The organism is Vibrio sp. CB1-14 (genome assembly GCF_040412085.2).
In the GTDB taxonomy this organism is placed as follows: domain Bacteria; phylum Pseudomonadota; class Gammaproteobacteria; order Enterobacterales; family Vibrionaceae; genus Vibrio; species Vibrio chaetopteri.
On sequence record NZ_CP115922.1, the window covers coordinates 190,130 to 214,853 of the forward strand.

General features: G+C 43.0%; 26 protein-coding genes. 18 read left to right on the forward strand and 8 right to left on the reverse strand.

Annotated elements, in window-relative coordinates; translation table 11 throughout:
• The first annotated feature begins 137 nt into the window (after positions 1–137).
• From PG915_RS24825 to PG915_RS24850, 6 genes are all read left to right on the forward strand, one after another.
• On the forward strand, positions 138–1,595 hold the full coding sequence (locus PG915_RS24825; protein ID WP_367357793.1) for a DUF1214 domain-containing protein: 1,458 nt from the start codon (positions 138–140) through the stop codon (positions 1,593–1,595).
• Between the two features lie 172 nt (positions 1,596–1,767).
• Positions 1,768–3,207, forward strand: coding sequence for a DUF3943 domain-containing protein (locus PG915_RS24830; protein WP_353500282.1), 1,440 nt, complete (start codon positions 1,768–1,770; stop codon positions 3,205–3,207).
• 1,040 nt (positions 3,208–4,247) lie between these two features.
• Positions 4,248–5,189, forward strand: coding sequence for a substrate-binding domain-containing protein (locus tag PG915_RS24835; RefSeq protein WP_353499453.1), 942 nt, complete (start codon positions 4,248–4,250; stop codon positions 5,187–5,189).
• A gap of 62 nt (positions 5,190–5,251) precedes the next feature.
• Positions 5,252–7,378: a sensor domain-containing protein gene (locus PG915_RS24840; RefSeq protein WP_353500283.1), complete on the forward strand. Its 2,127-nt coding sequence runs from the start codon at positions 5,252–5,254 to the stop codon at positions 7,376–7,378.
• Positions 7,379–7,391: 13 nt separating this feature from the next.
• Positions 7,392–7,679, forward strand: coding sequence for an EAL domain-containing protein (locus tag PG915_RS24845; protein WP_353500284.1), 288 nt, complete (start codon positions 7,392–7,394; stop codon positions 7,677–7,679).
• 64 nt (positions 7,680–7,743) lie between these two features.
• Positions 7,744–8,664, forward strand: a complete 921-nt coding sequence (locus PG915_RS24850; RefSeq protein ID WP_353500279.1) for an IS5 family transposase — start codon at positions 7,744–7,746, stop codon at positions 8,662–8,664.
• A 13-nt stretch (positions 8,665–8,677) separates the two neighbouring features.
• Here PG915_RS24850 and PG915_RS24855 read toward each other — a convergent pair whose 3' ends face one another.
• Together PG915_RS24855 and PG915_RS24860 are read right to left on the reverse strand one after the other, a co-directional pair.
• Positions 8,678–9,235 (reverse strand): GmrSD restriction endonuclease domain-containing protein, encoded by a 558-nt coding sequence (locus tag PG915_RS24855; protein ID WP_353500285.1) that lies wholly within the window; start codon positions 9,233–9,235, stop codon positions 8,678–8,680.
• A 47-nt stretch (positions 9,236–9,282) separates the two neighbouring features.
• Positions 9,283–10,242, reverse strand: a complete 960-nt coding sequence (locus PG915_RS24860) for a LysR family transcriptional regulator (protein WP_353500286.1) — start codon at positions 10,240–10,242, stop codon at positions 9,283–9,285.
• A gap of 99 nt (positions 10,243–10,341) precedes the next feature.
• Here PG915_RS24860 and PG915_RS24865 point away from each other — a divergent pair, with 99 nt between their 5' ends.
• From PG915_RS24865 to PG915_RS24885, 5 genes are all read left to right on the forward strand, one after another.
• Positions 10,342–11,556, forward strand: coding sequence for an argininosuccinate synthase-related protein (locus PG915_RS24865; RefSeq protein WP_353500287.1), 1,215 nt, complete (start codon positions 10,342–10,344; stop codon positions 11,554–11,556).
• 10 nt (positions 11,557–11,566) lie between these two features.
• A complete protein-coding gene (locus PG915_RS24870) occupies positions 11,567–12,301 on the forward strand; it encodes a 2OG-Fe dioxygenase family protein (RefSeq protein WP_353500288.1) in 735 nt (244 codons plus the stop codon).
• A 1-nt stretch (position 12,302) separates the two neighbouring features.
• Positions 12,303–13,205 (forward strand): DMT family transporter, encoded by a 903-nt coding sequence (locus PG915_RS24875; RefSeq protein ID WP_353500289.1) that lies wholly within the window; start codon positions 12,303–12,305, stop codon positions 13,203–13,205.
• A gap of 9 nt (positions 13,206–13,214) precedes the next feature.
• A complete protein-coding gene (locus PG915_RS24880) occupies positions 13,215–13,409 on the forward strand; it encodes a hypothetical protein (RefSeq protein WP_353500290.1) in 195 nt (64 codons plus the stop codon).
• A gap of 63 nt (positions 13,410–13,472) precedes the next feature.
• Complete coding sequence (locus tag PG915_RS24885) at positions 13,473–14,159, forward strand: hypothetical protein (RefSeq protein ID WP_353500291.1); 687 nt, start codon at positions 13,473–13,475, stop codon at positions 14,157–14,159.
• A 619-nt stretch (positions 14,160–14,778) separates the two neighbouring features.
• Here PG915_RS24885 and PG915_RS24890 read toward each other — a convergent pair.
• Positions 14,779–15,699: an IS5 family transposase gene (locus PG915_RS24890; protein ID WP_353500279.1), complete on the reverse strand. Its 921-nt coding sequence runs from the start codon at positions 15,697–15,699 to the stop codon at positions 14,779–14,781.
• A gap of 117 nt (positions 15,700–15,816) precedes the next feature.
• On the opposite strand from PG915_RS24890, the gene PG915_RS24895 reads away from it, so the two are divergent.
• Positions 15,817–16,014: an excalibur calcium-binding domain-containing protein gene (locus tag PG915_RS24895; protein WP_353500292.1), complete on the forward strand. Its 198-nt coding sequence runs from the start codon at positions 15,817–15,819 to the stop codon at positions 16,012–16,014.
• A gap of 28 nt (positions 16,015–16,042) precedes the next feature.
• Here the strand turns inward: PG915_RS24895 and PG915_RS24900 are convergent, their stop codons facing one another.
• Entirely contained in the window at positions 16,043–16,573 is a 531-nt protein-coding gene (locus PG915_RS24900) for a hypothetical protein (RefSeq protein ID WP_353500293.1), read from the reverse strand.
• Between the two features lie 357 nt (positions 16,574–16,930).
• Here PG915_RS24900 and PG915_RS24905 point away from each other — a divergent pair, with 357 nt between their 5' ends.
• The 6 genes from PG915_RS24905 to PG915_RS24930 all read left to right on the forward strand — a co-directional run bounded on the left by PG915_RS24905 (position 16,931) and on the right by PG915_RS24930 (position 21,791).
• A complete protein-coding gene (locus PG915_RS24905) occupies positions 16,931–17,254 on the forward strand; it encodes a hypothetical protein (protein ID WP_353500294.1) in 324 nt (107 codons plus the stop codon).
• A 521-nt stretch (positions 17,255–17,775) separates the two neighbouring features.
• The gene (locus tag PG915_RS24910; protein WP_353500295.1) at positions 17,776–18,105 is read left to right on the forward strand and encodes a type IV conjugative transfer system protein TraL; all 330 of its coding nucleotides are present in this window, start codon (positions 17,776–17,778) and stop codon (positions 18,103–18,105) included.
• Between the two features lie 10 nt (positions 18,106–18,115).
• The gene (locus PG915_RS24915; protein ID WP_353500296.1) at positions 18,116–18,766 is read left to right on the forward strand and encodes a TraE/TraK family type IV conjugative transfer system protein; all 651 of its coding nucleotides are present in this window, start codon (positions 18,116–18,118) and stop codon (positions 18,764–18,766) included.
• Positions 18,763–19,926, forward strand: coding sequence for a hypothetical protein (locus PG915_RS24920; protein ID WP_353500297.1), 1,164 nt, complete (start codon positions 18,763–18,765; stop codon positions 19,924–19,926). Before PG915_RS24915 ends, PG915_RS24920 begins: the two co-directional genes overlap by 4 nt.
• 10 nt (positions 19,927–19,936) lie before the next feature.
• Positions 19,937–21,286, forward strand: a complete 1,350-nt coding sequence (locus PG915_RS24925; RefSeq protein ID WP_353500298.1) for a TraB/VirB10 family protein — start codon at positions 19,937–19,939, stop codon at positions 21,284–21,286.
• A gap of 10 nt (positions 21,287–21,296) precedes the next feature.
• Positions 21,297–21,791, forward strand: a complete 495-nt coding sequence (locus tag PG915_RS24930) for a hypothetical protein (protein WP_353500299.1) — start codon at positions 21,297–21,299, stop codon at positions 21,789–21,791.
• A gap of 93 nt (positions 21,792–21,884) precedes the next feature.
• Here PG915_RS24930 and PG915_RS24935 read toward each other — a convergent pair whose 3' ends face one another.
• The 4 genes from PG915_RS24935 to PG915_RS24950 form a co-directional block, all read right to left on the reverse strand.
• Complete coding sequence (locus tag PG915_RS24935; RefSeq protein WP_353500300.1) at positions 21,885–22,118, reverse strand: hypothetical protein; 234 nt, start codon at positions 22,116–22,118, stop codon at positions 21,885–21,887.
• Between the two features lie 310 nt (positions 22,119–22,428).
• Positions 22,429–22,581: a hypothetical protein gene (locus PG915_RS24940; RefSeq protein WP_367357794.1), complete on the reverse strand. Its 153-nt coding sequence runs from the start codon at positions 22,579–22,581 to the stop codon at positions 22,429–22,431.
• Entirely contained in the window at positions 22,571–23,581 is a 1,011-nt protein-coding gene (locus tag PG915_RS24945; protein WP_353500301.1) for a recombinase RecT, read from the reverse strand. The genes PG915_RS24940 and PG915_RS24945 overlap by 11 nt, the downstream gene beginning before the upstream one ends.
• Before the next feature lie 44 nt (positions 23,582–23,625).
• Positions 23,626–24,669, reverse strand: coding sequence for a PD-(D/E)XK nuclease-like domain-containing protein (locus PG915_RS24950; RefSeq protein ID WP_353500302.1), 1,044 nt, complete (start codon positions 24,667–24,669; stop codon positions 23,626–23,628).
• Positions 24,670–24,724: the final 55 nt, after the last annotated feature.

Here is a 24,724-nt window from a genome sequence, read left to right on the forward strand (position 1 = left end):
GGGAGCAATCATCTTATATTGAAGAAATGCTGACTATGGAATGTCTCGGTGTCTCTTATAGAGTAAGCACGATAGCTATATTGCCAAGTTAACATAACTTTTGCGATTGCATTGCGCTATACCAAAAAACTAACTCCATGAGTGAACTTAATATTATGAAAAAATCAATGATTACTTTGGCATTGGCAACGGCTGCTTTTACTAGTATTGCGAGTGAAGTTCCATCTGGATATCCGGTTCTCAATAGCGAAGAAGTTTACCAGCAAATGGATCTCGAGAATCTAACAAGAGCGTTTGTCGACCTGCAACCTGAAGCTGCCTTTATGTCTCTTTACCACTCTTATTTTGATGCCGGTTCAACAGAGCAGAATATAGGTATTATGAAAACGTCGGTAGATCCAAGACAAATTGTGCTTACTGCAAACTCTGAAACCGTTTATGCCGTTCATCCTGTGAACTTGGAAGTACAAGGAGGAGCCGTGGTGTTAGAGGTTCCACCGGGTGTGATGGGTATGGCAAATGGTCCTGGATGGACGTCGTTTGCAGATTTTGGATTGACTGGTTCTGATCGAGGCAAAGGAGGTACCTATTTACTTACTGCACCTGGATGGGAAGGAGAAGTACCGTCAGATATGATTCACGCACCTTCACCGACCAATACTATCGTCTGGCTAATTAGAGCTTTTCAAGGTAAGGAGGGAATGCCAGGGGCCGTCAATACATTAACAAACGGCCTTAAAACGTATTCTCTTGCTGATGCGAATGAGCCACCTAAAACTACCTTCTACAATACCTCTGCACCGGTATACGATGATGGTGGGTATCAGGATATGCTTTTTCATAAGAAGGATATTCCGGCATTGATTCAACAGTACTATCTATTAAATGGATATGATGCAGAGAAGCACAGTTACAATACTGCACACTTATATCATGCTGGCTTTTTTAATAATTCGATTGATGAAGATTTGCTAAAAGAAGCAAAGGATCTAGCCTGGGAACGCGTACTTACATTAACGTTTTCTAACCGAGAGCAAAATGCTTATAAATGGGGGCAAGAGCAAAGCCATTGGGTATTACCCAATACAACGGCTGATGAAAACTGGACACATCGGGACTTTGATATTGTTGACCCAGTAGCTCAAGTTGTTTGGGCTCATCAAGCAACCTTTACCGCTGCAGCCATGACTCGGCCGCCTAGAGGCACAGGAGCCGTCTACGTGTCTACCTATGTAGATAGCGACGGAAACTATTTGAATGGTTCAAATTGTTATCAGCTAGACATTCCAGCAGATGTTCCTTATAGCAATTTCTGGTCTTTGGTGACCTACAATGCGCCAGAGCGTTCAATGATTCAGAACGATCATTTTACGTGGGGAATAAATAGTTACCAAGAAGGGCTGGAGCAGAATACCGATGGGTCTTACAGTATTTATTGGGGGCCTAATGTAGACAATAATGAAAATTCAATTCAAACCAATTTCAATGAAGGGTTCTTCCCATATTTTAGAATCTATGATCCTACTGACACGTGGTATGACAATAGCTGGGTAATTCCGAATATTGAGAGAGTTGAATGTTCGGAATATAAATAAACGTTCCCATACTATTTATATAATTGTATGAGCAATATGGTGCCTATATTCCAAGGCACTATATTGTTCAACATCTCTTGAAAATAGAAGCCTCTCCAATTTAATAGTCACTTTGCAAGGCATTTATTGTCGACGCCCCATTATATGCAATGTGATGTTTAAAGGTGCTCCAATGAATATACCGTTTATCACTGCCCAGCTAGGGCTAGTGTTGACCATTTCGATGTCCGCAGCGTTTGCAAGTAACACCGGAAAAACGCTTAAGCTAAGTAGTGAGAATGTTGTCATTACAACAACTCACTGGCGATATAACTCTGTCAGCGAGTTAGAGGATGCCAATGACATCACAAGCCTGACGATTTATTCAGCGAATAGCTACTCCAACTCGGCGTGGGAGGAAATGGATCATTGGGATGATGTGTACCATTCTCCCTATCGAGTCTCTTTGTTCTCCGCTGAAAATGGTGAGGATGCCGAGCGTTTGTGGTCCCAAACTAAATCAATAGGGGCCTATGGGCTGGGAGTCGCTGGAGTGTTAGCACTAATGCCTACCTCTATTACTCAATGGGAAAAAAACGGTGATCCATTAATGGAGAAATGGTGGAACAATGTCAGTAAAGGACCAGTTTGGGATCGTGATGTTTGGTATATCAATTACCTTGGGCATCCTTATTTCGGTGGTGTCTACTATCAGTCGGCAAGAAAGTCTGGTTACCGTCAGTGGGACTCATTTCTATATTCCACATTGATGTCTACGTTTTACTGGGAGTACGGTGTAGAAGCATTTGCAGAAGTCCCCTCTATACAAGATTTATTCGTAACACCCATCATGGGTTGGGTGTATGGTGAGTGGGCATATCATAAAGAGCAACAGATTAGGCTCAGTGGCGGAACAGTTCTAGGTTCCTCGACGTTAGGGAGCACTACACTGTTTTTCTTAGATCCTGTTGATAGCCTTGGGAGAGGTGTCAACCACTTAGCGGGTCGCGACTTAGTGACTGCGGGTTCTGGTTTCATGGGGGTTCAAGAAACAAACTTGCCCAATGGAAGTACCGAGAGGCAGTTTAGGTTCCAGGTTCAATATGAGCTGGTCACGACAACAGGTTCAAAAAAACATAGAAGTGATTATTACTCACAAACAACGCAAGATCCCGTGACGTACAGTATCGTAGGTGTATCTGCGGGTGTCAGTCATGTCGCCCCTGCTAACAGTTGGTCATTGGAGCCAGGTATTGGAGCGACATTTTCCCTTGGTTTACATTTTTCACCTGAACTCTCAGGCCACTTAACTTATACCCGAGCTCAACTAAATGATGTTCAAACTCAGCAGTCGGTTACTTACGAAAACTATAGTGTAAATGCACTTTACTATTTCAATAGTGATTCTTCGTTAAGGCCTTTTTTTACCGCTGGCTTTGGTGAAGCGATGAAAGACATGGACAGAAAACAAAAAACGTTTCAAGTTAACGGAGGTCTAGGCCTTCACTACAAAATTAATAACAATTGGGCGATTCAAACAGATTGGCGTTATGCCAAGGGAACAAGAGAGAGTGTTAATGATAAAGTGACAACAGGAAAGCTCATTTATAGATTTGGTCGTGGAGAGCTGTAGCAGCAGTGTACTCAAGTTCATCCAAGATAATAACGTGTACATACAGCGAGCGAATCTTTATTGGAGATTTTCAAACTGATATAGGTCGTAGATACCGTGACCCTAATGACGCACGGAGCGGGCTAACAAGGGGGTATTGGGGTTCCGTTACAAGAGCTAGACTACTTTGAAAAACTCAGACATGTTGCTACCGCGATGGTGACCACAGGTGTGTTTCTTAAGATGAGTGACGTCATCGTAGGGTAGAGGTTTCCATCTGATCCGGTGTGTCCTGGACGTCAGTTTAGCTATTTACTATCCCTGTCGTTATTAATTGCTAATATTTGATTTTGCGTAGATGACTTTTGTCCAAAAGTTTGTTGGAGGAAAGCTGTAATGTGTTTAAAGTGTGTGCTGTACTAATAGCTTGCCAACCAATGAAGAATTTGTGATTGCACAGCAGTCGGTTGCACTCCTAGATTGATTTACATTCAATGATTTAAGGCCAATCCTCTTACAGGGCTGGCCTTTTTTTATCATTAAAAACAGATATTTACCATTGCTTATAAAAGATAACTTACCCACAAAAATCGTCTGAACTGATTGGTGCTATGCGGTCTAATCGATATATTGAATGCCTATTGTATAGCGTGAAAATTAGGAACAAGTATGGAAATAAGAAAAGCATATATTTACTACAGAGCATCACCTATTGGCTAATGACTCCCAGAGATAAGAGTGAAGTTGAGTACTATCTGGTGCTATCTCGGGATGAACAAGCAGTAGACTTTAAGTTCATTTCGAAAGAATGGGCTGACTTTTTGCTAGAAAAGTGGAGATAGTACTTCTTTGTAAATGTTCTGCGTGATAAGGAGGCAGAAGCTGATTAGGATCGACCTCGGTAGCGCAATATGATGATCACTTTAAGGGATGGGGAGTTTCATTTGTTATGAAGGCAGTAAAGACATTACATTAATTTATACTAATATAATAATGTTAGTTCTATGTTGCTAAGTCCAGCGTTACATGTGTTGCTAACTAGAGTTTGGTTGGAGACCATTATGAAAAAGATGATCGTGTTATGCTTGCTCTTTCTCTCTATGGATGGAGAAACGTCTGAAAAGCAACTGGTTTATCTTGTTTCAGATTTGAGAATACCCTTTTGGGAAATTATGAGGAGAGGAGTTACTTCGAAAGCAAACGTCTATGATTACGACGTGCTTGTCCTCTCTGCCAACAATGATGCTAAACAAGAATTAGAAAATCTTGTATTGGCCATCGATATGAAGGCTGATGCCATTATCATGTCTCCAACGAATTCTTCTGCCGCGGTGACCTTGCTTAATTTGGCAAAACAAGCCCAGATCCCTGTTGTCATTGCCGATATTGGAGCAGAGAGTGGCGACTACTTGTCCTACATAAAATCAAACAATCTCCAAGGAGCCTATGATTTAGGAAAAATGCTTGCAGCTAAGATGGAGCGTAGCTCAAGTGTTGACGGCACCGTAGGTATTATCGCTATTCCCCAGATGAGAGTGAATGGTCAACAGAGAACACAAGGTTTCATTGCTGCTCTTGATGAAAGTGGTATAGATGTTAATGGTCTTTATCAGCAAGTGGATTTTAGTTATCAGGAAACATTTGATTATACAATCGAAATCTTAACAAAAAATCCTAGAACGCGTGCTATTTGGCTACAAGGTTCGAACAGGTATCAAGCTGCTCTTGATGGTATCGCGAAAATGGGTAAAGGGAAGGAGGTTTTGTTGATTTGTTTTGATGCAGAGCCAGAGTTTCTGGAGTTGCTCAGAACGGGTGTTATTGTTGGAGCTGCGATGCAACAACCTTTTAAAATAGGAGAGCGTTCAGTCGAGACTGTTTATGAGTTTTGGCAAGGGACGAAGATTGAATCAACACAAGAACTTAAGGTGCTTGCTGTGGACAAAAATTCCCTTGATAGCCAAGAAGAAGAAATTAAAAGAAATGTCCTCGGTTTGGATTAGAAAGGAACCTGATGGGGAAAATGAACGCTTCTTCCAAGTCCGTCGCTCTCATAAGAGTGACCATGCTAGTTATCATGCTTAGCATCAGTCTCGTGATAGCTATCTATACAACGATTGCTCTTTCAATTGAAAAACAAGCACTCTCAAAGCACATCAATAAACAAGTTGAAATGAGCTTAATTACACTGAGTAATAATATTGCTCCTTTGATGCAAGCGTATGCTATTAATGAATATAAAAAAATCATCTTAAATGAAGCAAGAGAAAGAAATTACCAAGCTATTGTGGTTTATGACAATCAGTTCGCCAAAATTCTTAACCGAGATAACTATGTTTCGGGTGTAACAAAAGTTAATGGTGAAATTTCAGAGTGTGACGAGGAAAAGGGCTATTTGTTTGGTGATGAGTTTGTCATAACAAGCATGCCTATTGAATCACCAAACGGTGAGGAGATTGGCAAAGTAAAGATCAGTGTTTCTGATAGCATTATTAAGGATAAGATGTATGAGTCGCTTTTTCATGCCGTACTCTCAGGTCTAATACTTAACGCTGTTATCTTATCGATATTATATTTTCTTTTACAACGGTTTGTATCGAAACCCTTAGCGAGTTTAAAGCTTCAGTTAGAAGTTGATGAAGTCAATACCATTCCCAATCAGGAGTTGAAGCTCAGTGGGTATAATGAAATTGATGGTTTTATTCGGGTTGTAAACCAGATGTTTTCAACAATCAAAGCAACGCGAATGAAGCTGCTGGAAGAACAGAGAGATTTGAATAGTGTTATTGCAGCAACCAAAATTGGCACTTGGTACTGGAATATAAAGTCGGGTGAAGTTAAATTTAATGAAAGATGGGCAGAGATGCTCGGCTATCGCTTAGCAGAGCTTGAACCACTCACTTTCAAGACTTGGGAAAAGCTCTGTCACCCAGAAGATTTTGTTCAATCAGAAGAACAATTAAAGCGCCACTTTGAAGGTTCTCTTGAAGTTTATGAATGTCAATGTCGTGTTCAACATAAATCTGGACAATGGCTTTGGATACTCGCTCGAGGACAGGTGGTGAAATGGGAAAAGACTGGTGAACCGATAGAGATGTTTGGGACATATCTAGACGTAACGGAAAAGAGCCATGCAGAAGAAGAATTGAGAATGTCAGCGAGTGTTTTTGACAACACGAGAGAAGGTATTTTAATTCTTGATAATTTGGGGTTAGTTCGAAGAGTTAATGAAGCGTTTATTTCAGCTAATGACTACAGTAGAGAAGAACTATTGGGTCACTCTTTAGAGTCAATGATAGATGAAAGTGAATCTCAGGTTCGCTATGCCCAACTGAAACAAAAAGTGTTAAGTAATGGGTTTTGGCGTGGTGAATTATGGCTCGTAAGAAAAGATGGTCAAGCTTATCCTGAACTTGTCAGCATAACGGCAGTTAGGGACTCTCAAAATAGGCTATCTAATGTTGTTGCTCTGTTTACAGATATATCACGCCTTAAAGAGCAAGAGAAGCAACTAGAGTTACTTGCACTCTATGACCCCCTCACGAAACTGCCTAATCGTAACTTATTGGTGACCAAAGTCAGTGAGTTAATAAAATTCAATGAATTCGGTCGATATATGGCAGTTCTGTTTATTGACCTCGATGAGTTTAAAAAGATTAATGATTCTTTTGGACATGAAGTTGGCGATGAGGCACTAAAGTTACTCGCTTCTACCTTGAGTAAAAATATTCCTTCAAACGATATTCTAGTAAGGTGGGGGGGAGATGAATTTATTATTATCCTTAATAATGTTCGGAATAAAACTAAAGTAAAATCGTACGCTTCAAAGCTACTCAATATAATTTCTACGATGAGATTTAAAACAGATTTGATTCACCCTCAGCCCTTCTCTGCGAGTATTGGTGTGACTATGACGGAGGCGGATAGTGTCACAGATATAGAGCACCTTATTCGACAAGCTGACCTAGCTATGTATGAATCGAAACTGCAGGGGGGGAATAGTATGTCATTCTTTAACCCTGAGCATGATAGAAGTAAGCGAAAACGACATGCTAAAAAGCGACAGTTGGAACAAGCCGTTTCTGAAAATGAGCTGGAACTATACTTTCAGCCAAAAATGAACCTGAGAAGCAATGAGCTGATAGGAGCAGAAGCCCTTCTTCGTTGGAATCACCCGATAAAGGAGTGTTAACCCCGAGCAATTTTTGTTTGATATAGAAACTCCCGCGCTACAATGTGAGATTGGTGACTGGGTAATGACTCAAGCCGTTCATCAAGTGTCCGAGTGGATGAAATGTGGCATGGATATACAATTGTCTATTAACGTATCCAGCTATCAATTGGATGATATCAATTTTACCAGTCGCCTAAGAGCGCTATTGTCTCAATATAAGGTTCCTCCAAGCTATGTACAGATAGAAATTCTTGAATCGAGTGCTCTAGAACTGGTAGAAAGAGCTCAGGCGGTGATTGAGCGTGGCTTTGTTGCGTAATTCGATGGAACTAAATCAGGAAGTTACGATCTGATCGTCTACATCAGTTAATCATCGTAGCCTTATGCCAAAACCTCGTTATAAAACAACGAACTGGAAACAGTACAACAAAGCCCTAATCAATCGTGGTTCACTCACTTTCTGGATTGATGAAGAAGCCATAAGCGAGTGGAAGCAAAGCAAACAGAGTAAGCGCGGCAGGCCTCGTCAATTCAGCGATCTTGCCATTACAACCGCATTGATGGTGAAACGAGTTTTCTCTATGCCATTGAGAGCGCTGCAAGGTTTTCTAGACTCAGTATTTAAGCTGGCTAACATTCCGCTTGTTTGTCCACATTACACCTGTATAAGCCGTCGAGCCAAGGAAGTTGAGGTCTCATTTAAAACTAAAACCAGAGGTACGATACAGCATCTGGCCATTGATGCTACTGGTCTCAAGGTTTATGGAGAAGGTGAATGGAAGGTCAAGAAGCATGGTACTGACGGGAAGCGCAGAGTCTGGAGAAAGCTGCATTTAGCAGTCGATACCAGCACTCACGAGATAATAGCAGCAGAACTAAGTTTATCTAATGTCACTGATGCAGAAGTCCTTCCTAATTTGCTTAAGCAAACACGTCGACGAATCATCGAGATATCTGGAGATGGTGCTTACGACACAAGGAATTGCCATGATGCCATACGGATTAAGCGAGCTGTTCCGCTTATCCCACCAAGAGAAGGGGCTGCCTTCTGGGAACAAGGACACCCTCGCAATTTATCGGTAGGTTGCCAAAAGCTCTACGGCTCCAACCAGAACTGGAAAAAGCGGTATGGTTATAACAAGCGTTCACTCTCAGAAACAGCCATGTATCGTGTGAAGCAGTTGCTAGGAGGTAGATTAAGCCTGAGAAATTACAATGCTCAGGTAGGTGAAACCTACGCCATGATTAAAGCACTGAACAAGCTTACAGGGCTTGGTATGCCTGAAACTCAGTATGTTGTATAAGAATTACCCAATTTCAGGCAGTTTGGTTTTCTGTCCGAATTACGCAACAAAGCCACTCTAATGCCTGCTTTTCTGCATCGTCGACAGTCAGAGAATATTTACGCTTAATCATAACTACTCTGTTCGCATACCAGCATTGATTGACTTCGGGAAGCCAACTCGCAGCATCTTTATCGCATTTGCCTTGCTTGCTACATCGATTGACTTTAGCGGACGCCAAAGTCAGGTTCAATAGATCAGACGCGAAGTCTTTCCTTGTTTGAGTAGACGCATCGCAAAGTCCGCTATCATGCCCCTCTGCAGCCGCAACTATGTGTTCGATATCGGTATTCTTCGCTGAAGAGAAATAGCTACCGCTATACGGGCCATAGATCTTACCGTCCATCTCACCAATGATGTCCGTTTCCAAAGATGCTCGATAAGGATATTGTTTTTTCTTGTTATAGTCGGAGCAGCGATTTTCTGGTGCGACAACCAGCCCTCGCCATAAGTCCTCGGCCACATTCTCAGAGTGAGAGCTAAACGAAGCGCCGCTCAATGCCAGTAGTAAATATTGAAAGTATGCTTTCATTGTCGTCCCTTCACTAATACAAAAGCCACCAGCCCGCGCTGGACTTATTAATCCATCATTGAGAAAGCTTTGATAGGTTCAAGTTTCAAGTGCCTGTTGTTATCAAGACCACTTTTTACATAGTCTACAAACGCACGAAGCTGTCGAGGAATGTACTTTGATTGCACATATTGAGCGATAATTTTGCCCTGGTAGTTACCACTCACATGCCAATCAGCGAGGAGCGGTACAAGGGTACCATTATCAATATACGACTGAACTGCAAACTCCGGAAAGACTGACACCCCGAGCCCACGAAGCACCGCTTCTCGACGAATTTCACTATGATTTACCGCAAAACTGCCTTTAACGTCCACTGTCGTTGAGTGTCTGTTCGACGAGAATGACCAGATTTTATCTCTTGGGTTCTCTCCTAGGCACAAACAGTTGTGTTCTGAAAGCTTATCTGGATGAGATGGCATACCAATACGTTCTACATATGCAGGGCTTGCACAAAGAATTAATCTGCATTGCCCAAGGCTAGTAGCAACAAGATTCTCTTTGGGTGAATTTGTGATTTGAATTAATACATCAACTTCATCACTCATAGGATCGATAAAGTGATCTGCTACTTTAAAATGTAAATCGACATTTGGATAAGCCTCTGCAAAGTCCAAAACTATTGGCATTAAAACTTGTCGTGATAACGCTTTTGGAGCCGCGACTCTTAACGAACCGCATATATCCTCTTGTTCAGATTGTGCAGCAAATACTGCGTTCTTAGCAGAACCCAACATTTCAAGGCAATGCATATGGACTTTTTTGCCTACTGGGGTCAAAGCCATATGTCTAGTGCTACGCTCTATGAGTTTTTCATTCAGCGAAGCTTCAAGTCTATGAATAGTTCGACTTACTGAAGACGGCGCACAACCCAGCACTTTTGCCGCCTTTGCAAAACCACCTTGTTCGATGACTTCTACGAAAACTGCCATCTCATGCAATAGTCCGATCAACTTACTTTTGTCCACAGAGCAATTATCCTTTGCGTTTGGAGCTATTTATTTCCTTTGAATCAATATTAATACTTATATGGCCTTCTTTAAAGTCATCAGCAAAGGAAATGCGTTATGAAGAAATTGAGAAGTATTGAAGATTTATTATTAATGTCTACGCAATGTAAACATATTCTCACCCTCTTTAGTGGTGGTCTAGACAGTGCGTATTTATTGTCTCTCCTATCTGAAAGTAAAGCTAAAGTCACTGCTTTAGTGGTTGACGTTGGCGAGACATATGACCGACAACGCTTACAAATAGTCTGCGACCACTTTGATGTTGAATTAGCTATTGTGGACGCAAAACAAGATTTTATTGAGTACGGCGTTTTGCCCGCTATTCAATCTCAAGCTTATTATCTAGGTGACTACCCAGTGAGTTCATCACTTAGTCGCCCTATCATTGCCCAACACGCAGTCAACACCGCAAAGAAACTCGGCTGCGACGCCATTGTTCATACCGCTACTCAATCTCAAAATAGTCTCCGTCGACTCAACGGTGCTATTGAAACGTTAGGCTTTGACGGCTATTACGGTTCTCCATACGAGTATTCAGCGATATCAAGAGAAGAAAAAACGGATCACTTAGCTGAACAAGGTCTCATGCATTTTAAAGGCAGAGAAGTCAGTTCAGATTCTAACCTATGGTGCCGTGAGTTCGAGTCCGGCGTTATGGATAATCCCGAAGATTTCGCTGATCCAAATAGTCACTTTTCTTGGGCAGTATGGGAGCCAGAGCATCATTTGGAAAACCACACCATCAAAATTGGTTTTCATAAAGGCCACCCTGTTGAATTAAATGGTCGCGCAATTCAACTGAGTCAGCTAATCAGTTATCTAAATCGACACATTGGCGGTTATGAGATAGGACGATATGTTGGTTTTGACCATTTGGAAGAAGACGAGAAGGTACTAGAAATTAGAGAAGCACCAGCGGCCACATTATTGATGTCTGCGTTTAAATTGCTGTCCGTCGCTACGCTACCTACTGATATTTTGCGTGCCAAACGAGTCCATGATGACGCCTGGACTATGGAAGCTGTAGAAGGACGTTGGAACAGTTTGGCTCAACAGATGAGCTATCAGTATATTTCCACGCTTTCTGAGAGTATCACTGGCGATGTGACCTTCACATTAACCCGAGGCGCAGCGCTACCAAGTGCGATTTACGCAGAGAACGCTCGTTACTTAAAAAACAGAGACGAGTGGGAAAAGCTCGTGACCAAAGAGCGCAGTCTACGAACAGTGAAAGCTCGTGCCGGTTTCGATCTCGATTCGAACGTAGCGTAAGGAGTGAGTCATGAATACGTTAATTGCTCCCCACAGTACACGCATCACAAACGAGCTAGGCTCTAACACATACGCTTACGAGAAAGGTCAAATGTTACGTGAAGCGCTGTTTATTGATGACCAAGATATAGCTGAGTTTGCATCTCACTGGCACCAGCTCAAAATCGATAAGTATATGAACGATGGGGGTCGATACCGTTATCGTCGTTACAGTCAACTGATTAAGCTCAGACACTCAAATGAGTTAGTCCTACTTCCCCACGAACCCTATCAACAATCTATGTCCGTCAATTCACTCAATGGTGGCACATTACGCTATTTCGAGCCGATGACTGATGACTTTCTCACCTCACCATGCCTAGAACGTCTGCTTGTTTTCCTCGCTTATTGCTTCGACGATATTCTCGGTGAAGCTAACGACTGGAACATCAAGCTTCACCCTTACCGAATCCTAGCAAATGATGAGGCTGGACAACCGACCCCTGAAGGACTGCATCGTGACGGCGTCACTTTTATTTCATCTCTTCTCATTGCTAGACACAACATTCGAGGCGGCACGACAACGATTACCGATAATCAATGTAAGAAACTTGAGGAGATCACGATGACCGACGCATGGGACATCATCATCGCAAATGACGCGCAGTCTATGCATCAGGTCAGTGAAATAACGCGTGAAAATGTGGAGTTCGATGCTTATCGCGATGTATTGGTGATCGCCTTTACCAAGATCGAGGACAAATAAAATGCATATATTGTCAATTGTGAACAATGAAAAGCACCGGTGGCCAGTTACTGAATGGCTTTTGTTACTGGTCGCCATTTTTTGGGGTACCAGTTACGGAATGACGAAGTCCGCCCTGGTGTTTACCTCTGTTCTTATGTTTATTGCGATTCGCTTCAGTCTGACATTTATAGCACTGCTGCCTGTAGTCATTAGAGATTTTAAGCTAGGACGAAATAAAGACTGGATAACTGCGATACCGACAGGCGCTATCCTCTCTGCCATTTTTTTCTGTGAAGTAATTGGTGTTTCAAAAACCACGGCGTCGAACGCTGCGTTCTTAATTAGCCTTTCAGTGATTTTTACAGCGTTTGCAGAGAGACTGGTGAACAAGCACGAGGTGAGCATGACCTACAAATCGCTCGTTGTCTTGTGCATTATCGGTGTCTATCTCCTCAGTCAACCAGATCTCACAAGCTTTACATTTAACTCTGGTGACTATTGGATCCTCGGTGCGGCTTGTCTCCGCGGTTTGATGGTCACTACGACAAAACGCCTGACAGAAGGGCGCGTTATTTCAACGGTCTCTTTGACAGCCCTTCAATCGGCGACGGTCGCGGTCGTCGCCATCATTGCATGCGGATTGTTTCTGCCAATGGACGCCATATCAATCCCAACCTCACTATCATTTTGGTTGATGACCCTCTACTTGGTTGCGTTTTGCACCCTGTTCGCATTCTTTGTTCAAAACTACGCCGTTCGTCGCTTATCACCTACTCGCGTTTCTTTACTCATGGGGAGTGAGCCGCTATTTGGCGCACTGTTCGCAATGCTCTGGTTAGGAGAGCAATTAACTGCGCTGCAAGCACTTGGCGCACTGATGATCATCTCTAGTGTTATCTACGTGTCTTTGAAAAAAGCTTAAGGAAAACCTATGTACGTTGCTATTTTTATACTCTCAATATTGCTGATTTACGCCATCTTTTGTCTCTATACCATACAGAAACAAGTACGGGGTCTTATTGATGATCTCGAAAACATGCCCAATAAGAAACTCTCATTCACACTAGCCCTAAACACCCTAAATGGCTTGTATTCACGCATGCCACTTCGCTGGATGGATGATTAGGCTCTTAAGTTCAAACTGTTAGATAAACCAATGTGTTTCAGAATCAAATAGGTGATATTGAAGATGAGCCTAGAAAAAATCGACATTAACGTTACGGTCTACAATCACGCGCAGTTCTCATTTTCTTCGTTTAGCATCGCGCTATTCGACGATAATCAGTGGAACTTACCCATAGATGAGCAGACGATTTACGCTCGTCACTGGGCGTCAGCTCCACAGCACGACGTTGTTTATGAAAGTGATTACGACCTGTTATCTTCTTCGTGCCCACTGACAATTGAATGGGCGATTGATGGAGTTGTGCTTGATGGCCAAAGCAGATTGGGCTGTATTATCGCGTGGCATGCAACTGGAGATCCTAGCATTCAGATTGTAAGCGGCGAACTTGACCCGTCTTCGCTCGCTTTCGCTCTACCAAACGATGCGGCTTCAATGCTCTGGGGCAGCGTCGATAGCCACTTGCCTGGTATTGAGTTCTTAGACAATGGAAATACGCTGTCGAAGATCGCATTAACAAGGCTTCTTCGCCCTCCACGAGGCACTACCACACACCCAGGTGTGTCCATCACCCTAGACCGCAGCAACACACAGTTCGACATCCATATAGGGAGTAATAGAAGCTGTTCAGAGAGCCAAAATAGCCAAGTATCGGTGCTTGACCGAAGCTTAGTAACGTTAGGAAATGGCACGAATGTGACAAGAGCTAGAGTTGTTCCTATTAGTGTGGAGAAACCAAGCTTCGAGGAGTAGTCGTGGTGGTTTCGAGAGTATAGTGAGAGCGCACGCCCTCACTATATAACGTATTTCTAATACAGGGCGCCAATCGATTCCAAAGGTGTAATCAGCTATGCTTTGTCGGCTAGATATTGCTCCCGCGTAATGTGAAGACCATTATAGAGATCCAACAGTTTCTGAAAATCATTCACGTTTTTCTGATTCTCTTTTATACCTGTTTCAACCAATATCGCATGTAAATATCGATTTGATTCTTCCAAAGCACTTACTGTGTCGGTTAACTTCTCATTTTTTTTCTCAAGCAGCAGGCGCTTGCTTTCTTCTTTTTTGAGCTCACGTAAGTAGTGTTACTTCAACAGGAAATATTCTATCTTTGAATCGATGAACGCCAATATTGAGTCGATATCACATCCACTAATGAATCGTGACCGATTGCCCGTTGGGTGGCTTTCGACAAACATAGGCTTTTGAATAGTTGACAACAAGGAACGGAAAAACTCAGCGTAAAGCTCTTTGGGAAAGGCGTATGTCTTCACTGGCCACAGTTCAACGTTGTCCGAACTAGCTTTCACTAAGTCTGGGCTTTGTTGCGTAATTCGGACAGAAAACCAAACTGCCTGAAATTGGGTAATTCTTATACAACATACTGAGTTTCAGGCATACCAAGCCCTGTAAGCTTGTTCAGTGCTTTAATCATGGCGTAGGTTTCACCTACCTGAGCATTGTAATTTCTCAGGCTTAATCTACCTCCTAGCAACTGCTTCACACGATACATGGCTGTTTCTGAGAGTGAACGCTTGTTATAACCATACCGCTTTTTCCAGTTCTGGTTGGAGCCGTAGAGCTTTTGGCAACCTACCGATAAATTGCGAGGGTGTCCTTGTTCCCAGAAGGCAGCCCCTTCTCTTGGTGGGATAAGCGGAACAGCTCGCTTAATCCGTATGGCATCATGGCAATTCCTTGTGTCGTAAGCACCATCTCCAGATATCTCGATGATTCGTCGACGTGTTTGCTTAAGCAAATTAGGAAGGACTTCTGCATCAGTGACATTAGATAAACTTAGTTCTGCTGCTATTATCTCGTGAGTGCTGGTATCGACTGCTAAATGCAGCTTTCTCCAGACTCTGCGCTTCCCGTCAGTACCATGCTTCTTGACCTTCCATTCACCTTCTCCATAAACCTTGAGACCAGTAGCATCAATGGCCAGATGCTGTATCGTACCTCTGGTTTTAGTTTTAAATGAGACCTCAACTTCCTTGGCTCGACGGCTTATACAGGTGTAATGTGGACAAACAAGCGGAATGTTAGCCAGCTTAAATACTGAGTCTAGAAAACCTTGCAGCGCTCTCAATGGCATAGAGAAAACTCGTTTCACCATCAATGCGGTTGTAATGGCAAGATCGCTGAATTGACGAGGCCTGCCGCGCTTACTCTGTTTGCTTTGCTTCCACTCGCTTATGGCTTCTTCATCAATCCAGAAAGTGAGTGAACCACGATTGATTAGGGCTTTGTTGTACTGTTTCCAGTTCGTTGTTTTATAACGAGGTTTTGGCATAAGGCTACGATGATTAACTGATGTAGACGATCAGATCGTAACTTCCTGATTTAGTTCCATCGAATTACGCAACAAAGCCCATTAGAGTCGATACTATCGAATTGCAGTAGTGTTGAAATGGTATTCTATCCACCAAATACAGATGTGAGTGTTAAGGTCGTACAGTTAGACCCTCTTGCTCTGTACGATGAAAATGAGAATGGCAAAATTTCGTGTGCCGAAGCTCGCCTCCATGGTATCGCTCCTGTCCTTCGGGCGCACGCTGCATACAAGTTCATGAACGACGCGAATGATGATGGTGTTGTGTGTAATTAACCTGCTTTCGAGCTGTTGCAATTGACGATTAAGAGCATGGCGTCTGTCGGTACAATGAGGCTTTTATTTTATGCGGATGTTCGAATCGACCATCGATAATCGCTTCTAGCCGGCTTAGCTTTTTAGACTTTACGATGTCGAAATGCTCAGCACCAACTATATTCTTCATTTCATCGACTCTGACTGTAACGATAGCGACGGCACTCAGCACAGCATCATGATTCTCTTCTTGTTCGATATAGTAACTTACTGCTTCTGCAATAAATACAGCGCACGTTTGGGAAGTAAGCACAGCACAATGTGGTACGGTTAAGTTTTTAAATACGGGGGGCGTTTGCTTGATTTCGTTGTTTATTCGACAGGTTTCAAATAGTAGCTGCATTTGTTCCATCACGATGGAAACGTCAGCAAGCTCAGAAATAAATGCGTCTAAGGTCGACTTCTGCTGTATGTAATGCCGAGTGGTTTCTGCTATTAGTTCTCCGCATTCGCCCGTGGCTATGAGTACTTGTGACGTTTCGCCCCATTTATCCAGCGCTTTTTGATAGATTGATGTCATACCTTTCCCCAACGTAGAAACCGCGTTCAAGACAAGTTCTACTTATTATTGGCTCTCGAAAAGAGTGTGCGTTAAGTGAAATAGTATTAGTGGTTCAAAAGTGAAAACGTTTTTGGGCAGCTTAATTGTACTAAATAAGGATTTTAGCCCGATTTGCATGCAATTTAGCACAAGCGATTTAATCAATAATTTACTCAGTTTTCTGTGAGAAACTAATAATCAATGAACAATCAATAGATTAGAAAAAGTGTTGTCTCTTTTTAGTGATCACAAAAATTAGGGTGCTTAATAGAATTTGAAAGGGAGGAACTTATCGATACTCGTTACGACTTCAACACACAACTAAAGGAATGTCGTATGCTAGGTCAACTAAACTCCACTTTTAAATCTAACCTTTCTCAGTTGCGCTACGCTCTTGCCTTCGCATTACTTTGTGCCAGTTCACTTGTTATGGCTGGTTCAGGTGGTGATGCTTTCCAAGGCGTAATGGACGACTTGATTTCATTCGCCGATGGTATTCCTGGCCAGATCGTTGCATTTCTTACGGTCGCCGGTGTGCTTATTTTCTCCATTGTACGTCCAAACCTTGTTGGTTTAGGGGCTAGTATCATCGTCATGGTCGTACTTGCACAGTTGAACACAATCATCACAACTATGCTTTCAGCAGGTTTGCCTGTTTAATCACAATGCAATTACCCAACCAACTAGGCTCCGAAAGGAGCCTTTTTTATGCTGCGACGAAAATAAAATACAACATCGAATAAAAAAGAAAGAAACGGACTTTTTTAACCGCTACATCGATTAGACTACGCGCGCATAATCAAAATGAGTGACTATATGAAAACTAACGACTCAAGTATTGCCATACAACCTGTTGCTTTGCATACAGGGAGCGATGGCTCTTACGTCAATACGCTGCTTTTAAATGGAGTAAATTAGCGAAGATACCTCGGTTCTCTTTGCTAATGCGAAGAGATGGCAACCTAGGTTCGCACTCTCTTGCTCTATCCATTTCACTTTCGATGTTGGCGTACAGCCTGCTTGTTTGAGCAGGCTTTTTTATTGCCAGCTGCCAACGAACTGGCCTCAACAAATGAATGGTTAACTTTTTTAACCTGCGTCAGATGGGTCGCTTAATTGCGAAATCATCACACGTCATTGTCTTTACTGGAAGCTAAGCGAAGTAATAGAGGCGTTTACTCATGAGTAAAATAGACGTAGACAAAGATGCAAAGCCCGCTCTACCAGAAACACACACCTATATTCCAACAGGTATCAATCAAAAATGGTCATTGATGTCGATTGAATCCGACACGCTTGGCATCATTCTCGGCGCTATCGCGATTGGTAACTACACACGAGACGTTCTCCCTTTCATGATTGCTGGGGTATTTATTGCAGCTGGGTATGCCTACATCAAAGGCAAATATCCGAGAGGTCGACTTAAACATCTTCTTTGGTGGTACGGCTTAATAAACACCAAACAAACTCGCTCAAAACCCAATCCATACAATCGCCGTTTCTACAAGTAGGGACTTGAACATGAATTTATTCAAGCGCAAAGAAAAAAATGAAACAGAAGCTATGTCACCTGGACAAGGAACTTGGACTGCCGCTATCAATCAAGCGAAGAAGTTGACCACAATGCTTATGATCAGTGTTCTCGCCAACTTGGTATTGGTCTTCTCACTTGTTTCCAAGCAGCCAGTGATGACGGTGACCCCTCCAAACTTTGCAGAGGCATTCACACTAGTTGGTGAGAAAGCAGATGAGGCTTGGAAGCGAATGTGGGCGGTCGCTATTGCTGAACTGCTTGGTAACGCGAATGAGCGCTCTCTCGATACGGTACTTGATGCTTTTAAACCAATGCTTCGTGGTGATGATTATGAAGTGATGGCGTCTCAACTTGAAGCACACGTCAAAGCTTTGTCGATTCGCAATCAATACCAAGAGTTCGACGTTGTCGATTCTTTCTTCGATGAGAAGTATGACAGGGTCATCATATACGGTCAGCGAAGTATTAAGAGCAAACGTGTTTCAGACGATGAGAGGCTAAACAGTCGCCCCATCAGATGGACATATGAGATAAGCATTCAAAACGCGTTTGGTACGCCGAAACTGATGCACATCAGCCAATACGAAGGTGCTCCGAAAATCGATAGAGCCCGCTTTTCAAGGGAGTCCACACAATGAAAAATCTAACAATGGCAATTGCTCTTCTACTAGTTGGAATAGGGATAACGCCAACCTATGCGCAGGTGGCAGACATCGTTCCAGTGGACAACAACAAGCAAGAATTGACAGAAGAACAGGTAGAGTCCGTCATGTCGCAAGTTGTTGACCAGCTACCTGTTGAAAAAAAGCAAAAGCTCATCAATTTAACGACAGAAAGTCAAAGAGATGATTTTGGACGCTCTGTCAGCACTGTAGGCGCAGAAAAAGCGGTGTCACTAACCCCTCAAAACTCTCGGCCAACTAACAATGTAGAGCCTATAAACAACGAAGCGCCGCCTAGGCCACTATCGTCTATGGAACGATTGCAGGCAAACATGATGAAGAAATATAAAGGTGTGCAGCGGTATAAAGTCAATGCCGGTGACAACATAACGCTACCGGCTGCTAAGTACATTCTTAATCGGATTAAAGTCAATTTCTCCGAGATAGCAGTGCGCTCTAGCGATCCAAATGTAGTGCTTAAAGTTGAAGGTTCACATGTCTATTTCTCTACTGAGTCAGATGCACCATTTGGACTCATAATGTTTGAAAAAGGGGTGCCAGATACACAAATCAATGTATCCATCGTGCCGCTCAATGTGATGCCTGCCATGGTGGATATAAAAGTTCGTTTTAATTCGACCATGAAGTCTCAAATAGCCAAGGTTAAACGAGAGCGACAACATGACATACAAGAGCAAGAAGAGCGGATCAGAGATATGGAGTCAGAGCTCCTGCTACAGTCAGATCCGGACTTCCAAAGCAATGATTACGAAACTTCCATCGACTTGCTCGTGGCACAAGTAGCAGGTAATGGGAGACCCAATGGGTTCGACTTAAGTGATAACATTCCAGACTCTGCTCGATACCCTTGCAGGTTTGACGCCTATGCGGTGACAAAGCAACGACTTATTTCTTCGAGGCGCATTGTTGATGTGGTGCTGGTAGAAAATAAAAATCGATACAACGTTGTTCTTGAAGAGAGCCAGTGTTGGATAGATGACGATGTAATTTCTACAGGGATCCTAAATCGAACAACTTTAGCTCCCGGCGAGAAGACAGAAGTATACGTCGTACGAGACCGCTTGCATGAGACTCGAATGAAATCGAGAAGGCTGCGTCCTTCATTATTGGACTGAGGGTAGAGCAATGGATATTAAACAATATTGGGAAAACAGTACCGTACGTTTCGGTGTTGTATTCGGTGCAATAGCAGTTGTAGCTTTGCTTGTTAGTCTATTTATTCGACCAGAAAAAATAGCGGATCAAATTGAAGCAAAGAAAAAAATTACACCCATTTACGCGCCAAATAACACAGGTGACTTGCTTGAGCGCCAAGAAATGGCGCAAGTTCAAGATGAGCTAACACGTATTGCGCTGGAAGATCAGCGCTCAAAAATCAACAATAACAGCTACGAGTACGATGCACTATACAGTCAGTTGGAACGTATGGGGAAAAAAGTCGATAAGTTAGACAATGAGTTGACGCTTTGGAAAACGGGTCAGAAAACACTTGAGCGAACCCCTTACCAACGAACTCAGGTTCCCAATAGCCGCCAAGTAACAGTGGATGCAAATGGGAATAGGGCAACCGTTGAGCCAAGCTCGGTACCAAGGCCTTCGTCAAGCACTAATCAACTTAACCAAAGTCTTCCGAATAGAGTCTCCGGTATACGAAGTGTCGATGAGGCGAACGATACGATTTTACTTCAAAACGGACAGGTAAAAACCCTTGTGAAAGCAAACGAAATTATGACGCCTGAGAAAGCAGAATCCGAAGCTGAGCTACAAGCCTGGCGTGATAAGAAAGAAGCCGAGCTTTCAGAAGCACTAGCCAAACTAGAAGCTACACCTGAGAAAGTATCTTATAAGGTGCAACTGCCTACCACCAGCTTGATTACCGGTGTGCTGTTATCTGGTATGGAGGCACCAACATCGGTAGGCTCAAAGCGCGAACCGCTTCCAGCTGCAGTGCGAATCAAACATGATGCACTACTGCCTAACAACTACCGAGTTGATTTACGTGATTGCCAAGCTTTGGTTTCAGCAGTGGGTTCTTTATCAGACCGCCGTGCTTATATGCGTATGGAATCTATTGTGTGTATTGATGAGCAGGGGCGTGTAGCCGAATCAAATGCGAAAGGCTATGCCACTGGTGCTGATGGTAAAGCCGGAATACCAGGTATGCTGGTGGCTCGAAACGGAGAAGTGTTAAAAGGTTCCATGTGGGCAGGTTTCTTTTCAGGTTTAGCGCAAGGCATTGCTCCTCAGCGTGTCGTCGGTATTGACGTTAATTCAGAAGGTGGCGGATTTCAAACTCCTGATCTTGGCTTTATCGGAGCGGCTGCAGGTTTAAGTGGAACAGCAACGGCGCTAGATAGGATTGCAGATTACTACGTGAAGATGCTGGAAGAGATCTGGCCAACCATCAACGTGGATGCATTCCAAGAGGTCACGTTTTTTCTTCAAGCACCACTCACTTTAACTTTCCAAGACTAAGGGGGCGAGCATGTCGGACAAGCAGCACTCTGTGAATGAGAATATGATAGATGTGATAGGTCCTCAACAAGACCTAGAGGAGATGATTGAAAGTGAAGAGACAAAGGATAAGAAGTCTCGTATGGAAGGGGTGCTAAACACTGCTGCTTCTTCTGCCTCTTCACACAAAGGAACACGTATTCTAGTTATCTTGCTCGCACTGCAGATGGTCATACTGGCCTTCATGGCAAATACAATTTGGTTTACTTCAGATGAAGCGCCTTTGAAGCACGAAGCCTCATCTCGATTGGTAGTTTACCCATATCGACAAGTTCACGATGATTTGAGGGCACAGGGCTATTCTGCCGTTTCGATTGAGACCTACCATAAGAACATGATCACGATATTGAATCGTAAAGGTTATATCGTGCTGTCTGCAGGTGCAGTTGAAGGGGCGATACCAGCGGAATGGCAGGCTCCATTGATAAGTATCGATGAAATGAATGCGTTAGCTGACGGTCAATGAATCTAGATCAAGGGTAGTTTTCGTTGAGATAACTACGGAGAACAGGGCTTGCATGGTAAGTGTCATGCAAGCCTTTTTAATTGAGGATGTTGATTAAAAGTTGCTGGCGTTTTCTTTTCTGTTCATAGGCTTATCAAGCCATTTTAGCGGCCATGCCTTAAGTATTTTGTTAATTCGCTCTTTTGCAAGAGAGCTGGCTATTCGTTGGTCTTTGATTTGAGACATTTCATCAAGCACAAAACGAAGCTCTTTATATAGGTTAATAATGAAATAGACCAGTTTAAGAGCAGCAATAATACAAAGTAACACTATTAACGTTTCAATCATACGCTATCCGCTTATTCTTATGATTACAAATAATCTTTTTAATCCAATGGTTTGACGTTTCTGTAAGTGCTAAAAGCACTTCTTATCATCACTCGATTAGTATAGGCTTTGAAGCGTACGGTTTTTAAGATTAAGCAACCCAAAATTTATATTTCTGAATTAACCCCACATAATTAACGTTCTGTGCATGTTTGTTAGATTGATAACGTATTGATTGAAAGCGATTTAGCATAGTTCTAAACGTAAGTTCTCAATTTTGAGACTGGATCAATTTAATCTTTAGCTATCTGTTAATGGCTTTCATTTTTTCTTACTTCTCTGAAGGCTCTGTTTGCCTTGTACGATGACTAAATAGGGTCGCAATCGCCAAGGGGCTAGAAACATCTTTGCCTAGAAAGTTCTTTGGGTTTTGCTTAGTCAATTTCTTCAGTAAAGTTTTAAGCTGAGTGTCTTTACCATTCATCGTCCATCCATCCTCTTCCACTGAAAACGTTGCAGTCGGTCACTTCTGGTGTCTGTTCGGTGCTTTGCCCCATGATATAGCCTGCGTTATAGCTTGGCGCCGAAGTAGCCGATGCTTCTGGTACCCGGTCAATGATGTGCGTGTACTCGGAGGTCACCACTTTTGCATTGAAGCGACTAGGTACTTTGAAGGCGAAAGCGGTATCTTCAGCGCTTTCCTTTTTGGCGAGCTCAATAGCTTGGTTGCGTCGCAGCTCATGGTCAATGAACTGGTTGGCCTCAATCATGCTCCAAAAACGTCGCTCGATACGTGAAAGTGCTTGCAAGCGTATTTTGAGTTCTGGGTTATCGTGTAAGAATAAATCCACGCAGCTGGCGATAACACGGCGAAGCGCAGTCTTCTTGAGCATGACGGTTACGAATTCATTCGACCAAAGTGAAGAAGCGACTGGGCTGTTCTGATGGTGTTTAATTGTAGCCTCTACAAATTCGCGCTCCAGAACTTCGACGTAAATTTCACCATCGACCCCCTCAACCCTTCCATACAATGCTTGGATATTCTCCAAACCGGTGGAATTGAATGTTGCCTCATGAATTACATCCTTGTTGATGCCCTGGAACACAAAATTATCTCCGTTGTATACCAGTGCTGCATCAATACGCTTTACGCAATTCGACTCTTTGAGAAGCTGAATCATGCCATGGTAAATAGGGTAGTAGCATAACTCATAGTCCCCAGAGTCTGGATGCTTGTTGAATAGAAGGGTAGCGTGATTGAGCCCCTCCTCTATGGACAGAGCGACCTCCGCCATCTCCAAAACGGTGTAATAGATAGAGCTTTGGTCTAGGTCGTTGTAAATTTCGAATCCAAATTGTTCAATTGCATTCTCAATACGTTGAAACTCTGCATTTGCATCCAAATGGGGCATTCTAGCTGCACGTTTAATGTACTCTGGTTTTGCAGCCTGCAGTGTTTGATAAGTCGTTGAGTTTTTAAACATGTGGCAGTTCTCCTTTGGTTTAAGGGTAAGTTCTTGACTGATTTTTAGTAGTACTCAGGGATGTCGACCTCTACAACACCACCGCTACTCACTCCAGTTACAAAATCATCTGCATGAAGACGTGCTTGTAAGTCTTTCAAAGCTCGTAAAGTCTTGGTGAATGCTCTCTCTTTGTTTCGGACCCGGATGATTTCGGTGATGTCAGCTTCCAAGTATTCAACGCACAGAAAAATGAAGTCCTCCAGATCGACATTGAGCAAAGAAGCGACATAGGTGTAAAAGGCTTCTTGATAGTGGTAACCCAGAGAGCCTGCTTGTCTGACGAAATCGTTGATGGAGGTTGAACGCGTGCTTTTGACATCAACTGCATCGTTATCAAAACGTAGCCAGTCAAATCTGCATTTAAGCATTAGACCCGTGATTTGGCATTTAGCAATGAAGGTCACTTCTGCTAGGCCATTACTAATGAACGCACTTGCCGTTGGGTGCTCCTCAAAGGTTTTATAAGCTCGATGGGCGTTGTCCCACACCATGCCATCCAAACCTGTCTTATCTTCGTTGTAAGGGTCGTCTTCAATGTTTTTTATAACGTCGTCAAAGATGGTTACTGGAGCATTCGCGGATTTTAGTGCCTCAGCTAGGACAGGCTTAGTCGCAGACTTTGGAACTTCAACTTGGTGCTTTTCACATGCCAATACGAGCTCTTTTTGTGTGATAAGGGCATCAGGGTAGTCTTTCTCAAGTGGCAGGCGATAGTAACGATCATAGAAGCCGGTGCCTTCCAGGATTAACTCATGAATGATAGTCCCTGTATCTAGCGTGCGCTCTTGAGCTAGATTCTTAGTGCGCGTAGTCTCAATATTTGAGAGATATCGACGATAATAATGCGCCGCACCTTTTGTAATGTAGGTTTTGATCTGGCTAGAACTGATTGCGGGCAGTTCATGGTAGACATTATTCTCTAGGCCGATATAGATACCTTCAAGAAGCTGGCCTTCTCGCAGGTAGTTTGGGTTACCTTGTTCATCATATGCCTGTTGAATCGGCGTTGTAGAGTTCATAAAGCAGGTTTGGGTTGCAGCGTTCATGGGTATCTCCTCATTGCGATTTGATACCACCCTAACGCCAAGAGATGGAAATTAA

Excerpts from the sequence above, each read along its gene's own strand:
- PG915_RS24890 (WP_353500279.1), bottom strand. The coding sequence starts at position 15,699 with ATGCCAAAACCTCGTTATAAAACAACGAACTGGAAACAGTACAACAAA.
- PG915_RS24940 (WP_367357794.1), bottom strand. The coding sequence starts at position 22,581 with ATGAATGGTAAAGACACTCAGCTTAAAACTTTACTGAAGAAATTGACT.
- PG915_RS24910 (WP_353500295.1), top strand. The coding sequence starts at position 17,776 with ATGAGTAAAATAGACGTAGACAAAGATGCAAAGCCCGCTCTACCAGAA.
- PG915_RS24880 (WP_353500290.1), top strand. The coding sequence starts at position 13,215 with ATGTACGTTGCTATTTTTATACTCTCAATATTGCTGATTTACGCCATC.
- PG915_RS24895 (WP_353500292.1), top strand. The coding sequence starts at position 15,817 with ATGGTATTCTATCCACCAAATACAGATGTGAGTGTTAAGGTCGTACAG.
- PG915_RS24865 (WP_353500287.1), top strand. The coding sequence starts at position 10,342 with ATGAAGAAATTGAGAAGTATTGAAGATTTATTATTAATGTCTACGCAA.
- PG915_RS24875 (WP_353500289.1), top strand. The coding sequence starts at position 12,303 with ATGCATATATTGTCAATTGTGAACAATGAAAAGCACCGGTGGCCAGTT.
- PG915_RS24935 (WP_353500300.1), bottom strand. The coding sequence starts at position 22,118 with ATGATTGAAACGTTAATAGTGTTACTTTGTATTATTGCTGCTCTTAAA.
- PG915_RS24835 (WP_353499453.1), top strand. The coding sequence starts at position 4,248 with ATGAAAAAGATGATCGTGTTATGCTTGCTCTTTCTCTCTATGGATGGA.
- PG915_RS24900 (WP_353500293.1), bottom strand. The coding sequence starts at position 16,573 with ATGACATCAATCTATCAAAAAGCGCTGGATAAATGGGGCGAAACGTCA.
- PG915_RS24830 (WP_353500282.1), top strand. The coding sequence starts at position 1,768 with ATGAATATACCGTTTATCACTGCCCAGCTAGGGCTAGTGTTGACCATT.
- PG915_RS24905 (WP_353500294.1), top strand. The coding sequence starts at position 16,931 with ATGCTAGGTCAACTAAACTCCACTTTTAAATCTAACCTTTCTCAGTTG.
- PG915_RS24825 (WP_367357793.1), top strand. The coding sequence starts at position 138 with ATGAGTGAACTTAATATTATGAAAAAATCAATGATTACTTTGGCATTG.
- PG915_RS24925 (WP_353500298.1), top strand. The coding sequence starts at position 19,937 with ATGGATATTAAACAATATTGGGAAAACAGTACCGTACGTTTCGGTGTT.
- PG915_RS24870 (WP_353500288.1), top strand. The coding sequence starts at position 11,567 with ATGAATACGTTAATTGCTCCCCACAGTACACGCATCACAAACGAGCTA.
- PG915_RS24915 (WP_353500296.1), top strand. The coding sequence starts at position 18,116 with ATGAATTTATTCAAGCGCAAAGAAAAAAATGAAACAGAAGCTATGTCA.
- PG915_RS24920 (WP_353500297.1), top strand. The coding sequence starts at position 18,763 with ATGAAAAATCTAACAATGGCAATTGCTCTTCTACTAGTTGGAATAGGG.
- PG915_RS24840 (WP_353500283.1), top strand. The coding sequence starts at position 5,252 with ATGCTAGTTATCATGCTTAGCATCAGTCTCGTGATAGCTATCTATACA.
- PG915_RS24945 (WP_353500301.1), bottom strand. The coding sequence starts at position 23,581 with ATGTTTAAAAACTCAACGACTTATCAAACACTGCAGGCTGCAAAACCA.
- PG915_RS24950 (WP_353500302.1), bottom strand. The coding sequence starts at position 24,669 with ATGAACGCTGCAACCCAAACCTGCTTTATGAACTCTACAACGCCGATT.
- PG915_RS24930 (WP_353500299.1), top strand. The coding sequence starts at position 21,297 with ATGTCGGACAAGCAGCACTCTGTGAATGAGAATATGATAGATGTGATA.
- PG915_RS24855 (WP_353500285.1), bottom strand. The coding sequence starts at position 9,235 with ATGAAAGCATACTTTCAATATTTACTACTGGCATTGAGCGGCGCTTCG.
- PG915_RS24885 (WP_353500291.1), top strand. The coding sequence starts at position 13,473 with ATGAGCCTAGAAAAAATCGACATTAACGTTACGGTCTACAATCACGCG.
- PG915_RS24850 (WP_353500279.1), top strand. The coding sequence starts at position 7,744 with ATGCCAAAACCTCGTTATAAAACAACGAACTGGAAACAGTACAACAAA.